Annotated in this window: 9 protein-coding genes; all 9 read right to left on the reverse strand. The window is 41.0% G+C overall.

What is annotated here, in order from left to right; all coding sequences use genetic code 11:
* Window positions 1-21: 21 nt before the first annotated feature.
* The 9 genes from ACM0OY_RS14350 to ACM0OY_RS14390 all read right to left on the reverse strand — a co-directional run bounded on the left by ACM0OY_RS14350 (window position 22) and on the right by ACM0OY_RS14390 (window position 12,530).
* Entirely contained in the window at window positions 22-1,068 is a 1,047-nt protein-coding gene (locus ACM0OY_RS14350; RefSeq protein ID WP_414569509.1) for a TnsD family Tn7-like transposition protein, read from the reverse strand.
* A gap of 25 nt (window positions 1,069-1,093) precedes the next feature.
* Entirely contained in the window at window positions 1,094-3,085 is a 1,992-nt protein-coding gene (locus tag ACM0OY_RS14355) for a TnsD family transposase (RefSeq protein WP_414569510.1), read from the reverse strand.
* Window positions 3,082-4,680 carry an AAA family ATPase gene (locus ACM0OY_RS14360; RefSeq protein WP_414569511.1) on the reverse strand — a complete coding sequence of 533 codons (1,599 nt, stop codon included), beginning with the start codon at window positions 4,678-4,680 and terminating at the stop codon, window positions 3,082-3,084. Before ACM0OY_RS14360 ends, ACM0OY_RS14355 begins: the two co-directional genes overlap by 4 nt.
* Window positions 4,670-6,865: a Mu transposase C-terminal domain-containing protein gene (locus tag ACM0OY_RS14365; protein ID WP_414569512.1), complete on the reverse strand. Its 2,196-nt coding sequence runs from the start codon at window positions 6,863-6,865 to the stop codon at window positions 4,670-4,672. Before ACM0OY_RS14365 ends, ACM0OY_RS14360 begins: the two co-directional genes overlap by 11 nt.
* Window positions 6,862-7,704: a TnsA endonuclease C-terminal domain-containing protein gene (locus tag ACM0OY_RS14370; RefSeq protein WP_414569513.1), complete on the reverse strand. Its 843-nt coding sequence runs from the start codon at window positions 7,702-7,704 to the stop codon at window positions 6,862-6,864. Before ACM0OY_RS14370 ends, ACM0OY_RS14365 begins: the two co-directional genes overlap by 4 nt.
* A 142-nt stretch (window positions 7,705-7,846) precedes the next feature.
* Window positions 7,847-8,548, reverse strand: coding sequence for a hypothetical protein (locus ACM0OY_RS14375; RefSeq protein ID WP_414569514.1), 702 nt, complete (start codon window positions 8,546-8,548; stop codon window positions 7,847-7,849).
* A 247-nt stretch (window positions 8,549-8,795) separates the two neighbouring features.
* Entirely contained in the window at window positions 8,796-10,262 is a 1,467-nt protein-coding gene (locus ACM0OY_RS14380; RefSeq protein WP_414569515.1) for a protein kinase domain-containing protein, read from the reverse strand.
* Entirely contained in the window at window positions 10,262-10,852 is a 591-nt protein-coding gene (locus tag ACM0OY_RS14385) for a hypothetical protein (RefSeq protein WP_414569516.1), read from the reverse strand. Before ACM0OY_RS14385 ends, ACM0OY_RS14380 begins: the two co-directional genes overlap by 1 nt.
* Window positions 10,845-12,530, reverse strand: a complete 1,686-nt coding sequence (locus tag ACM0OY_RS14390) for an ATP-binding protein (RefSeq protein ID WP_414569517.1) — start codon at window positions 12,528-12,530, stop codon at window positions 10,845-10,847. Before ACM0OY_RS14390 ends, ACM0OY_RS14385 begins: the two co-directional genes overlap by 8 nt.
* Window position 12,531 lies beyond the last annotated feature (1 nt).

Below are 12,531 nucleotides of genomic sequence, written 5' to 3' on the forward strand. Positions count from 1 at the left end.
GGGTTGGTTTACTCACTGCTGCTACTGTACTTCACAAGACTGATAACCGCTATAGTGCTTGCATACGGGATTCAAGCATGGCCAAGGAGCATGACCAAATGGAGGTGGCGCTTCTTGTAACTCAAAGAATTCTTTAGCCGTATAACCCAAAAACTGGATGAGTAGAAGATGACGTAGGGGATGGTGAACCCTTTGAGGAAAGCGCACTAATTGGGCGAGCCAGTGATCGCGAATCTGTTCATCAAGTGGGCATTGAATCCGATCTAAGGCTCCCAAAGGATAGTGATTTTTAAATGCTTTCAATAATTCCTGAATACGAATTCTGCCAGCATAAGTTACCCACTCTGGATTTCTCATCACTAAAGATTGGTATCTCTTATGCAAATTCTCCAAACCAAGAACGATGTGGCAATGGTTCAAAAGCCAGCCTAGCTCTTTAGCTATACTCAACAGAACTTTGTGAATAGGATTCAAAGAGTCTATTCGGTAAGGCGATACTACTTGGGATGACTGTTCTGCCGAAATAAATTCATATATACGTCTACGATTGTGCGTTAATACACTACTGTTCTCTAAAAAAACTTCATGAATAGGGCAGACTTCAACACCAGGTAGTTGATGAAGACGATGCCAGTAGCATTCACCAAATTGCTTCCTATCATCTTCTATGCATAAAGGACAAAAGCGCAGATGCTCAGGCATCTCAATAATGCCAGCCACAATTCCTAGCCTTGCATGAATTTTCGAGCCATTATCCCCACCCATATCTTCCTGAATCAGATGAAGTCTTTCTGGGGGTAGAAAAGGCCTGTAAAAAGGTAATAGAGTGTGATTATTTATGAAATATTCAACTGTATACCCTGAATTAGGAGGTAAGCTAGCAATAAGTTTATTCAGCTTGCTTGGTAGGTCAACAATTGCGATCGCGCTTTTTGTTTGGAATAAATCCACAACTATTGACTTCTGACTAGGGTACTGTACTCTGTGTTGAAATCGAGCGCAAATACTGTAGAGCAACTCATCTGGGTAAGGTTCGGGAAATAAACCAAGCATTGTGTCCTCTTTCATTATCAAATTAGGGAACAATCAGTTGTTATTCACTTTGGCGGTATTGTTCAATGATTGACTCTCCTCTGTGCCACCTATCTATGGGACTGAGTAATGCTAGAGATTCTAAAGCAGCATCAATAGCATCTTTAACCTGTGGGACATCTTTAAAATCGTAAACATTAGCTAGAAGAACGAGTTGAGACCATGCAGGACTAATGTTTTCTTGATAAAAACACTCAGCAGCCCATTTAACCTTGCGAACTGCAAAATCCTCACAAGTTTCAACTACCTCAATTAAAACTTGTTTTGTTTTCGGCAATTTATGGAGATTGTGCTGAATCTGTGCTTTTTTATCTAAGCCTTTGCAAATTACACCTTTAGTTATTTTCTGAGGCCGTCCAGGTTGGCTTTTAATATGTAAAGCTAAAAGCCTAACAGCACTTGCCAGTTCTGCATCACGATTTTCCCAATCTACAACACGTTTTGCTCTAATGCATTTAACTGGTGGCAAATGGGCTTTCAACCATTCCCTATCGTAAGTGCGGAGCCATGAATAAGTAGAAGAGAATTCCTTCATGAGTTTCGTTCTTCCAAATTCTGGATTCTCTTCTCGGATAGAAAGCCAGTTTCTTCGGTAAGTTTCTAACTCATCTGATGTTGCTACTTTTCTTTTTTTGCGGTTGTAATTTACCAGTGTACTCTTCCGAACAGATTCCCCTTTTGATCCGAAGCGAGGAAATTTCAGTCCTAGTCTATCAGCATGGTTGATAATTCTTTCTCGCTCAACTCCCAACTGACTTACCATTTCCTTCCAAGTCACTGACGAGTCTTCCCATAAATTCTTCAAAGTTGCTTCCCATACTGAACCATAAGACCTAATTGTGGTAATTTTAAATCTATCTTCTGGAGAGATATCACGGCCTATACGGCTATATACAAAACCACAAGTACAATTGAAGATCCCAATTGGTTTTTTCGACGGCCAACTATGCTTAGTATAATTGCACTCTTTAATTACCAGTTGATGGAAGTGTTTACTGGCTTTATTGAGACAAGGCCAAGGCCCATCTCCAAAGGGTTTATTAGATATAGATATTTGAAAAAATTCTCCTACTGTATATCCTAAAAATTGAATGAGTAATAAATGGCGTATGGGATGATGTGCTTGTTTTTTGGTTAAATTTTTTATTATGCAAGATAGCCAATTACTATCTTTATCTTCATCCACTTCAGCTTGTAATTGTTTCAAAAGACTAGGAGAATAATAATCATTAAAGGCTTTTTTGAGTTTTTTTACATGCACGCGATAAGTTATATAAGCAGCAAAATTATGTTCAGCCAGTAAAAATCCATAGCGCTCTTTCAGCGAATTAAAGCCAGGATTAAAGTCTTTCTGATTTAATAACCAAACTACATCCTTAGCTATATTCAATAAATTTGTGTGCTCTGGTTTTGATAAATCTAAATAATGTGGTGATATAATTGGTAGATTTTCCTCTGCTGCAAATAATTTACAGTTATGAATTTGATTCCGTGCGGCTACTGTGCTATCTTCTAAAAAAACCACATGAGTAGGACAAACCTCGACACCTGGTAGTTGATGAAGCCGATGCCAATATGTCTCACCGAACTGCTTCCTATCTTCTTCTGCACATAAAGGACAAAATCGCAGGTACTTTGGTGAACGAATTATACTGGGTGAGATGCCTGATGATTGATGGATTCCTCGCTGATTACTTCCTTCCATATTTTCACGGATAATCTCAACTCGCTCGGTGGGTAGAAAGGGAGAATAGAAAGGCAGTAATGTATGATTATTTATCAGTGTGTCAACAGTGTATAGATGTCCTTTTGGTAAAACCGAAACAAGGTGATTCAAATGCCTTGGCAAATCGATAGTTAATTTAGCTCCCCAAGTTCCAAATAGTTCTTGTGTTGTTAAGAAAGTATTTGGATATTGCGTTCTATTAGAAAAACGCGCACATATACTGTAAAGTAATTCATCAGGATATGGATCTGGAAAAAAAGCAATCATTTTGCTATCTCCTCTAGAAGATATTCTGTAGCAGAGCGGATATATCCTTTTTGCTTAAGAGCTTCATATGCAACCATACCTATTTCTGCACCAGTAGAAACGATCTTTCTTAAGCTATCTTTATCTGATGTATTTTTATTTGTTGACTCTTGATTATTTAAACTTATGTTCTGACTAATTTTTTTAGTTTTTTTAGAAATTGCCTTTACTTCTGATTGAGAAAAATTATCGGCTATATTTTGATTGGCAATATTGTTATCTTCATTATTTGTTTGATTTTTATTTATCAGAGGTGAAGAATTCAGCTTACCCACAATCTTAGAATTATTTTGGATTTTCTCTATCAAAGATAGATAATTTATAGGGTAAACATCTTCTATATTTTTGAGTGATTGGATATTACCTGTTTTCAAAGCTAACAAAATTGGTTGTGCTAGGCGAAGGCTATCCTGTGCTACAGACCTAATTATACTTTCAGTAATAACTTCTTTTTCTGTTGTTATTGCTCTCACCTGTGCCAACATATAAACTTTGACAGCAAAGTCAGTAATACCTTGAGTAACCTCATACAAAGCATGACAAATTTTTGGGTTTGGCAAACATGATTTCCGAACAAATTGGTATCGCCAAAGTGATTCAACAAATAAATCCCAAACTTCATCTTCTGCCATTCTGTCCCACACTAAATCACCTTGGCCACTTGCTCGACGAGTTTGTCGGAATTCTCCACTCAAAACTGACATAGCTTTGTAAGTTCCAACCAAAACAACAGGGATACCAATTGTATTGACAAGTTGAACAAAGAAATTGAGCATTTTCTTGGAACCACCACTTTTAGCTTCGCTAAGATGTTGAATTTCATCTATTACCAAAACTCCGATACAGTGCAGTGACGCTATACGAGCCATAAAGGGTATTAACTCATCAACTGTGCGTTTACTCCCTGCGTAGTGTTTAGAGTAGTGTGTCCCCATAAGATCATCAATTGCATGAAAGAAGTTAAGGCACAGACCTTTAATTGAGCCATCAAAGGGGCAATCAAGTTTCAGCCAAACAATTTGCATGAGAGTGAAATTTCGATTGCGATATTGGCTGTGAACAATTACTTGGGGATAGAGTGAAAGAATAGCTTCAATAGCAGTGGTCTTACCAACACCGCTAATACCAATTATGGTGAAACCTGTTGCTGTTGAGCGCAGATGATTTTTAGGCACAGACTCAGGATTCAAAGTATCTATCCGCTGTTGAAAATCTCTCCAAAAATCTGCCGTTAAGGGATTGCGTGCTTGATATCCTGCTCGAATCATCCGCGAAAATCGCTGCTCTAAGTCTAAATGGATTGGTAATGGTTCAAAAAATTGGAGTACGTTCTGCACTAAATGTAAGCGTAGATGATTTGGTAGTAATCGCTCCTCTTCACTATATTTGGGATAACGTGCTAGAAGCCTCATAGCTTCTTCTTCCGATAATATTAAGGGCAAAGCCTCGATAAGTGGATTGTCGCGATAGCTGGCAATTAATGGGTCACGGTATGAAGCTGGTACGATCTGTCCCTTACCAACTAAAAGTGACGGTACGGAATTATTACTTGTCATTGTTCCAGTTTTTCTCCCGAAGTTTGCGTAATTTATCGATAGGCTTTGGTGGAGCTACATAACCTTCGTCCTCCTCTTCTGGTTCAGTGGCTGAAGGCATTGAAATTACTTTCCCTGGTTGATTGGAAATTTCTTTAACCCCTAGTTGCCATGCTTGTACTTCTCGTTCGTTCTCACGCTCCAACTTGCGATTGTCTCGAATGCTTTGGAGGCGCGATTGTTTACTCTGTCCAGTAAAGGCTTTCTCAGTCTGCTCTTTACCTTCAGCAACAATTTTGTCTATTTGGGCATGGAAATCTGCTTTTGCCTGGTATTGGCGAGTTTTGGCTGCGTCCTTCGCTTGTTTTTGCAATTCAAAGTAGTCAATGGCTTCATGCCAGTCTCGCTGCTGAAATGTCTTTTGAGTTTCGATGAGTTGGCAAGGCTCTAATTTTCTACTGTCATCGAGACGCAAGTAGATTATGTCGAGCCTACGAGGATCGTAGGCAATAGGAATTTTCCATCTGCGATTTACTCTAGCTTTGACAAACCACTGTTCCCGTAGAGCTAGTTCACATGTGTAGTAAAGGCCTTTATAGTAGATGCCTTGATAAGTCACAGAAGCCTCATCTGTAGGTAGCAGATTTAAGCGCACAATATCAGGTGCTATTTGGCGTAGATGACCGCTTCGATTTTGGACTCCCCAGTACCAGAGGTCGATTGGGTATGGGTCAACATATTCTTGGATCATGAACTCGTCCATTCGATACCAGTCCATCCGGTTTTCTTTGTTATGGTCAAGGATGCAATTGATTATCAGTTGTCGGAACTGGCGAAGGTCTAAGATTGCATCTAGCCGATAGTCATGGTCACCTCTTTCTCTTTTTCGATAGACTGCTCCAGGTATCCAACGAATCATTTTGTCATTGCTGAGACGGAAATTTCTCTCCACAATACCTTTCCAGTCGGCTCTGTATGGAGGTGTATTGGATACCCTTATGTTGAGAGCGTTTACTAGATTGTCAGCGTTGTAACCTTCGAGTTCACCTCTATCTGCAAGGATGGCTTCAGGAAGGTGATGACTAGGCCAATCACTTTCATTAATTTCAATGTCATACTCTTGGCAAAAAGCTACCTTATCGGCAGCAACATTTTCGAGAGCTAACATAGCGCCTAACCAACTGGGGCCTTCTAGACTTACGCTAAATCCTGTAATGAGTCGGCTAAAAGTATCGATGACAAAGTAAATGACAGGACGACCAATAATGCGATTTCTGTCTAAGGAACTGACTAAGTAAATGTCGCCGATGGTAGCATCAATTTGATAGACTGACCCTGGCCCATAGGCCATCTGCGTTGAATCTCCAAGTACAGATCTGTGACGCAAATTGAATCGACGCTTACCTTCACGCGAAATTGTTTCCTGAGTAATATCTCGTTCTTTTTCATACCAATATCGGAACTGAGCAAATGTGGGAAGTTCAGTAGCAGGCGGTAGCATGGGGACTAATACCCCATTCCGCATTTCATAGCCTTGATGAAAAAACTTTTCCAATGTCAATTGAAATGCATCTTTTAAAGTTCTTCCTTGACGATTTTCATAAAATGCTTTGATACCGCGATGAAAGCATTTCTTAATTTCATCGTCAACGTTGACTCCAATGGATATCTCCATTGCTTTTGAAAGCTTACTGGGACGACCACGCTTACAATTAGAAGGTTTCCTTTCTTTACCCTTTGCACCACACCTATCAAAGAGGGGAAGAAGGGCGTTTTTCGTTTGTCCTCCTTGCCAGTAACGACGCAAATAATTGTAAATAGTCTTTTTTATGCAACCTGTGCGTTCGGCTGTAGCCTCTACAAGCGGGCCACGATCGCGGGGATTAAACATTAGCTCAGTATTTCTCTCAACCAGTGGGCTAATGACTTCCCATGCCCGATCCCTACGATTGAGGTGATTCTGCGAAATCGAATTTTCGGGACGAAGCAACCCAGTGTATGGATCAACTTTAAGGATGCAAATTTCTCTAGAAGCGATCGCTATTTCTAATTCCTTGAATTTTTGCCATTTTGGAAGAGCTTTTGAGTTATTAATCTCAATAGTCACCACATCTGTACCAGACGGATCAATCCAAAGTAGGCGCTCGATATAAATTTCAGTATCAGTATTTTGCCACTCCAGCAGCATATTTACAAAGAGAGTCATCCTACACCCCATAATTCCTGCGACTGCACCAATGGATTGGCTAGAAGAACTAAAGGTTGACTAGGTTTAATTGGCTGATTCATATCAACCACCCACTGCCGATTGGCAATCAGATAACGAGTCACAGAAAGTCCAATACCTGGCTCTAGACCCAGTTTGTCATCACAATCAGCAGCTATGCTTGCTAGTGACTTTTTGCCTTCGACTACTCCCAGTGTTAAAGCTGTTGCAATTCGACGAATATTAGATTCTGACAGGGGTGACAGGTCTTCAAGGTTGAGGAAAGGGTGTAGCCAATGAACATTTCTGGCGAATGTTTCAGGAATTTCATTTTCAGTGACAATTCCCCAACTGATATCTCTGGAATGCCAATATTGGCGCTCAATTTCTAACTTTTGGATTGTGCGTTCTGATTGCAAATCTTTTGCAGACCTAAGCGTGCGGATTTGTTCGGTAACTCCAATATTCTGGCGGACAGTGATGCAGAAGTCCGCGACAATCACTACGGGTTCTTGAGTTTTTGGATCTTTGGGATGAGGTATACCGCTCTGTTCTGCGATCGCTAGTGTTTCTTCTAGAGGTAGTAGAGGATACTGCTCTCGAATATCACAAACAATAGACGACCACTCCAGTAGATAAAAATAGTTCAGTTCAAAATTGCTGTGTAAGTGATGAACTCGATTGGTTTTCCAACCTTTGATTCTGCTAGCAAGACCTTGAGATGCTACATCTTGAATCAAAAGCCAGGGTTGGTACTCAGAACCTCTACCCTGCCCACGACCTTCTTTAAGGTATCTATCAATAACTGTCTGATTTGCTGTTCTTTTGCGTTTAGCCATTCCCGCCTCCCAATTCAATTACTAGGGTTCTTCTTCAGACTGGTTTTTACACACATGTTGCGGTTGCAGTGCTACCCACAGCGTCAACTGCATTTTGCCTATGCTACAAGTTCTGAAGTGGAAGGCTACTCAATGGCTTTCTTCAAAGAGATGCTAAAAATTTTTTAATGTTGTTGAGTTGCTCTTCATCCAAAACTTGTTGGAATTTTTCCGCCACCATCTCCTTTTGTTCTGGTAAGGCAGACATAAGTAATGCTACGAGTTCAATGAAATCCTCCTGCTTAAAGGTTTTTTTTAACTTAGTTGCTGCCCGATGAGGATCTACAAAAACTGTTACTTGCTTAGTTCTCAATCCAGCTTGAACCATAGCAGCATTGACAGTTAACTCACCAGCCAGAACTTTGGCGTGTAACTCTGGATTTTTCCTACGCAACTGGCGCAGTCCAGCTTGCTTACTAGTACCAGAAGGTCTCTCTGGTTGTTCGTAACTGTGTATATCATCAACGTTTTTTTGGTAGTTGTCAATCCTTGGATTTTTTTCTGGTGCCCCAGGTTCTCTCTGGACAGCGCGGTCGAGGAGATCTAGAAGCAGTGGGTCATGGTCAGACAATCGCCAAAGTGTATCAAAATCTGTCCCTAATCCTGCGGGTGGGGGAGTTTGGATAAAATCAACAAAATACTCAAATCTCACAATTTCCCCAGTTTCTGAGATAATTCGTTCTTGCCATAACTCTTCTTCCAGGACTTGCTGAAGGAGTTGTGGCACATTGCTAACTCGTTCAATAAGCGCTAAGTGAAGTAAGGTAACGATTTGATTTGTGTCTAAGGGGTTTTTTTTGGACATTTGGAGTTCTGCTATTTTTTGAAGACTCTCTTCATCTTCGCAATAGCTAAAAATTTAAGCTCACTTAGTCCTTTCTCAATTGCTACCTAAATCACATTTGACTGCTGATATCAAAAATTTCAATTTTGCATAACAAGAGGCAAAGGTTGGGGTGATGACCCAGTTTGGCAAAATCATAAGGTAGTTTCTGGAGTATGAAATTTTATAGTACTAACGTTAGTTGGGATGAAGAGAACTGTTGTAAAGATTAAAGCACACCAATAGCATTAAATTTGTCCAGCTTTAATTTTACCCACCGATCATTAGGCATAACCTTTGCATATGCACGTAAAAAGGCAATTGCTTTTCCTGCATCTCTCATTTGCTCAAAAACCATGACAAGACGCTTAAGGATGGCGGGATGGTTAGGGTTCTCACGGTTCAACAATAACAAAATCTTTGCAGCATCCTCGTACCTTGCCAGCAAACCTAGCAGAGAAGCTTTCTTCAGCAGTAAATCTGGCAAATCGCCTTCAATTACTAAACACTTTTCTACCATTCCAAAAGCTTGAGGAATTTGCCGAGTTTGTATATAGGCAGTTAACGTAATACGACAAAGGTCGCGGCCTACAGGAGACTCAACATTTAAAAAATATGGATGTGCTTCAATATCTCTTATGCAGTCAAAAAACCTTCCGTCTCTGTATGCTGCGGTAATCATCAGTAAGAAAGCATGGGGATCAGAGCTACTTGCAAACTCTGAATGCGCCACATTTTCTGCTTGAGAGTACGCTCCAGCTTGTAACAAGCGCAAAGCCTGAGTTGACCAATCTTCTGAAGGCTGTTGCTGAGCTGGCAAGATACGAATTGGTTGGTAATCGACCTGGGCGTGAGCAGCCCGTCTAAATGCGATTGCCATCTCCGAGAGTGATTCCCAACGATTTGCTGGCTCAAGGGCAAGGCAACGCAAAATAAAATGTTCTAAAGCAGGCGAAACTGAAGAGTTAATCTCACGAGGACGAGGAAAAGGTGTATGCCGAGCAACTTGGCTAAGAGTATCGTGAGGCAATCGGGCTGTTACTAGATGATAAATTAAAACCCCTAAGCTGTAGATGTCAGCTTTAAATAGAGTTTCAGCACTACGTCCTTTTACACTTGAGCCAACTATTTCAGGTGCTGAGTAAAGAATTGTTCCACCATTTTCGCGGGTTCTGGCATACATATCATCAGGTAACACGCTGCATCCAAAATCAGTTAGTTTTACCTGATCCCCAGAGACAAGAATATTTTGGGGTTTAATATCCCCGTGGGACATTCCCAGCCGGTGGAGATGTTCTACTCCAGCTAAAACTTGTTGATAAATATCGAGAATTCGCTTGTAACTAGCAACAAATCCTTGCTCTCCTTTATCGAGTAACTGAGATAAAGTCAGGCTAGGGAAATATTCCATTTCAATGACATACCATTCACGCTCTGGAGGCACTCGTCCCATCCAAAAAACTTGAATAACGTTAGGATGAAGTTCTGCTCCCACTAAGGCTGAACCTTCAGCAAGTTCTTCATTTGTTGCACTTTGCTCTTTTGGTATTTTTACCGCCACAATTTGATTATCTTCTAGGCGTTGCGATCGCCAAACCCAACCATAAGAACCATCGCCTAAACATTCGAGCAGTTCGTAGCGATCGCCTAACCGCCGATCAGGCCGTGGAATAAAAAATTTAGATTTGCGACTCATCAGTTTTCTCGCAGAATAATGTCTGATAGGTACAATAAACTGTTGCTGTTTTCTCTCATGACGAATTCAAGCAAAAGGAACTGCCCCTTACTGCTACCTCTCACTCGCTCTTTTGCCTGAGTTTCAAATCCGCTTTCAATAATTTGCAGTAAGTCTGCGTGCTTGGGCGGTGAAACAGTTGTTTTTCTCCAGTAAGCCAACAGTAAGATTTGTGCAGTTTCGTGCCAACGATGCTGTGCTAGGAGTAAATTTTTCGCTTTATCTTCTAACTTGTACTGTTCGTTTTTGTTGCTGTAACGCTCAAATTCAGCAATCAAAAAAGGCGAATGACTAATTTTGTCAAACCAAACCGCATCTGGGCGTACATCATCCCCAATACGAGCGTAATTTCCTTGTTGTAAAGCCGGAATCTCTGCAACTCCTACGTAGCCAAGATGATTGCCTAGTAGGGCTAAGAAGGTCATTCCAAGACTGTGAATTGAGAAACTAAAATCTTTAACTCCCCAATTCTCAGTCCAGATTGGTAGCAATTCTTGAGCCGTGGTTAAATTTTGTAGTTCTGTTATGGTGCTTTCCAGGAGATTAGCCATTGAATCTTCCCCACAGATTCAGAACTTCTGGTGATTGCCCACCATGAACCAGTGCTTTAGTACCAATTTTGACTAACAAAGGTGCGGGAATTGAACGTCCACAAATCAATGCTTCCCCAGTAGAAAGGCTGGGTAATTCCTCAATGTCAGCTTTGCTCACCATATCCGAAGTTTTAGTAATAAACCTCTGGTCATCTGGGTTTTTCAAGCGCATCGCAATTAAAGTATTGCATTGGGAAGTAACATCAGAATCTAGTTTTGAAGGACGCTGGCTAACAATGGCGAACCCAACGCCAAATTTGCGTCCCTCACTAGCAATTTTCTTAATAATGCGGTGGCTTACTGCTGCTTCTCCTGCGGGTGCAAAGTTGTGTCCTTCTTCGTAAACTAAAAAACAAGGACGAATGCGGTCTGTTTTACTAGCAGCACCGCGCAGAATTTCACTAGAAATTAAGGCTGTAATAATTTGTTTTGCTGTATCACTTAAGCCTTGTAGGTCAATCACTACTAGTCTGCCGCGTTTATCACTGGGTCGGCCTACCATTTCATATATATCTGTAGGTCGCGCCAGGGCTGCGGAGTAAAAACTTTGAGCTTCATTTAGAACCCGTGATAGCTTCATAGAAGCAACAGCCGCACTGCGACTATTAAGGGCGGTAGCCTCAGCAGAACTTAGTTCTTCCCACTCGCGCAACTTTTCTATTCCATCTCCCAAGTAGTAGCGTAAAGAGTTAATATCTCTGGGTTCGGTAGTTTCGTTGTTTTTCCAGTAACGAATTGCTACATCAAGAACGCGCTGTTGTGGTTCTGTTAAACCAGGAAGAATTTCGCTCACATCATCCATTTCAAAGCGGTCAAATTGCAGAGCTAATTCTTTATTTTTCCCTGCATACTTTTCCCGAAATGAAGTATTTTGAGGTGTGTAAACCACTACTCCCGCACCAGCCTCAATTAATCGCTTAAAGTTTTCTTGGATTTCGGGAATAGTTTTGCGATCGCGGGGGTCATCAAGATTGTTAAAGTCAAGGTTGAATTGCAAATTGCCACCTTGCAAAGCACGGCCATATTCGCCGTGGGGGTCAAAAACAACAACTGTGCCATTGTTGAGGGTGACAATACGCTCAATAATGCGACCGACTGTGTAAGATTTTCCAGAACCTGTCATTGCCAAAACTGCTAGGTGTTCTGTAACCAAGCGGTTAACGTCCAAATATACAGGAACAATATTGTCGCCAGATTCATAACCTACCAAGTTGCCTATATGTAAACTGGTTTGTTCATCAAATTCGTAGAATGAGCTAAGAAATTGATAATCTACAGTTTCCACTTTTGCACCAGGGTCAAGCGCACGGCGAGGAATTTTGATTTGACCTGTGTATGGGTCTTTGTAACCAACAAGTTCGAGTTTGGCAGCTACTCGTTCTCCTGTAATTTGAGCGCCAGGTAGTAGTTCTAAATCTGTGAGCGATTGCCCCATCTCTGAGTTGTAGAGAACATTTGTGCGGATAATACTATTAATTCTCCCCAAAACATTAATTTCTGGCTCCTCTTGCCGTTCTTGGTGGCAGATGCGAACAAATTCGCCGCGTCTACCAGCAAAGGATGAAGAAAGAATCATTGTGAGATTGTTGGGATCGCCAGTGTTGCCTACTAATTTGCCAAGAATTTGATGTTTCATT

This window comes from Nostoc sp. CCY 9925 (assembly GCF_963920935.1).
Classification (GTDB): domain Bacteria; phylum Cyanobacteriota; class Cyanobacteriia; order Cyanobacteriales; family Nostocaceae; genus Nostoc.

What these genes read in the sequence shown, in the direction of transcription:
- ACM0OY_RS14390 (WP_414569517.1), bottom strand. Translation starts at nt 12,530, where the DNA reads ATGAAACATCAAATTCTTGGCAAATTAGTAGGCAACACTGGCGATCCC.
- ACM0OY_RS14355 (WP_414569510.1), bottom strand. Translation starts at nt 3,085, where the DNA reads ATGATTGCTTTTTTTCCAGATCCATATCCTGATGAATTACTTTACAGT.
- ACM0OY_RS14385 (WP_414569516.1), bottom strand. Translation starts at nt 10,852, where the DNA reads ATGGCTAATCTCCTGGAAAGCACCATAACAGAACTACAAAATTTAACC.
- ACM0OY_RS14375 (WP_414569514.1), bottom strand. Translation starts at nt 8,548, where the DNA reads ATGTCCAAAAAAAACCCCTTAGACACAAATCAAATCGTTACCTTACTT.
- ACM0OY_RS14360 (WP_414569511.1), bottom strand. Translation starts at nt 4,680, where the DNA reads ATGACAAGTAATAATTCCGTACCGTCACTTTTAGTTGGTAAGGGACAG.
- ACM0OY_RS14380 (WP_414569515.1), bottom strand. Translation starts at nt 10,262, where the DNA reads ATGAGTCGCAAATCTAAATTTTTTATTCCACGGCCTGATCGGCGGTTA.
- ACM0OY_RS14370 (WP_414569513.1), bottom strand. Translation starts at nt 7,704, where the DNA reads ATGGCTAAACGCAAAAGAACAGCAAATCAGACAGTTATTGATAGATAC.
- ACM0OY_RS14365 (WP_414569512.1), bottom strand. Translation starts at nt 6,865, where the DNA reads ATGACTCTCTTTGTAAATATGCTGCTGGAGTGGCAAAATACTGATACT.
- ACM0OY_RS14350 (WP_414569509.1), bottom strand. Translation starts at nt 1,068, where the DNA reads ATGAAAGAGGACACAATGCTTGGTTTATTTCCCGAACCTTACCCAGAT.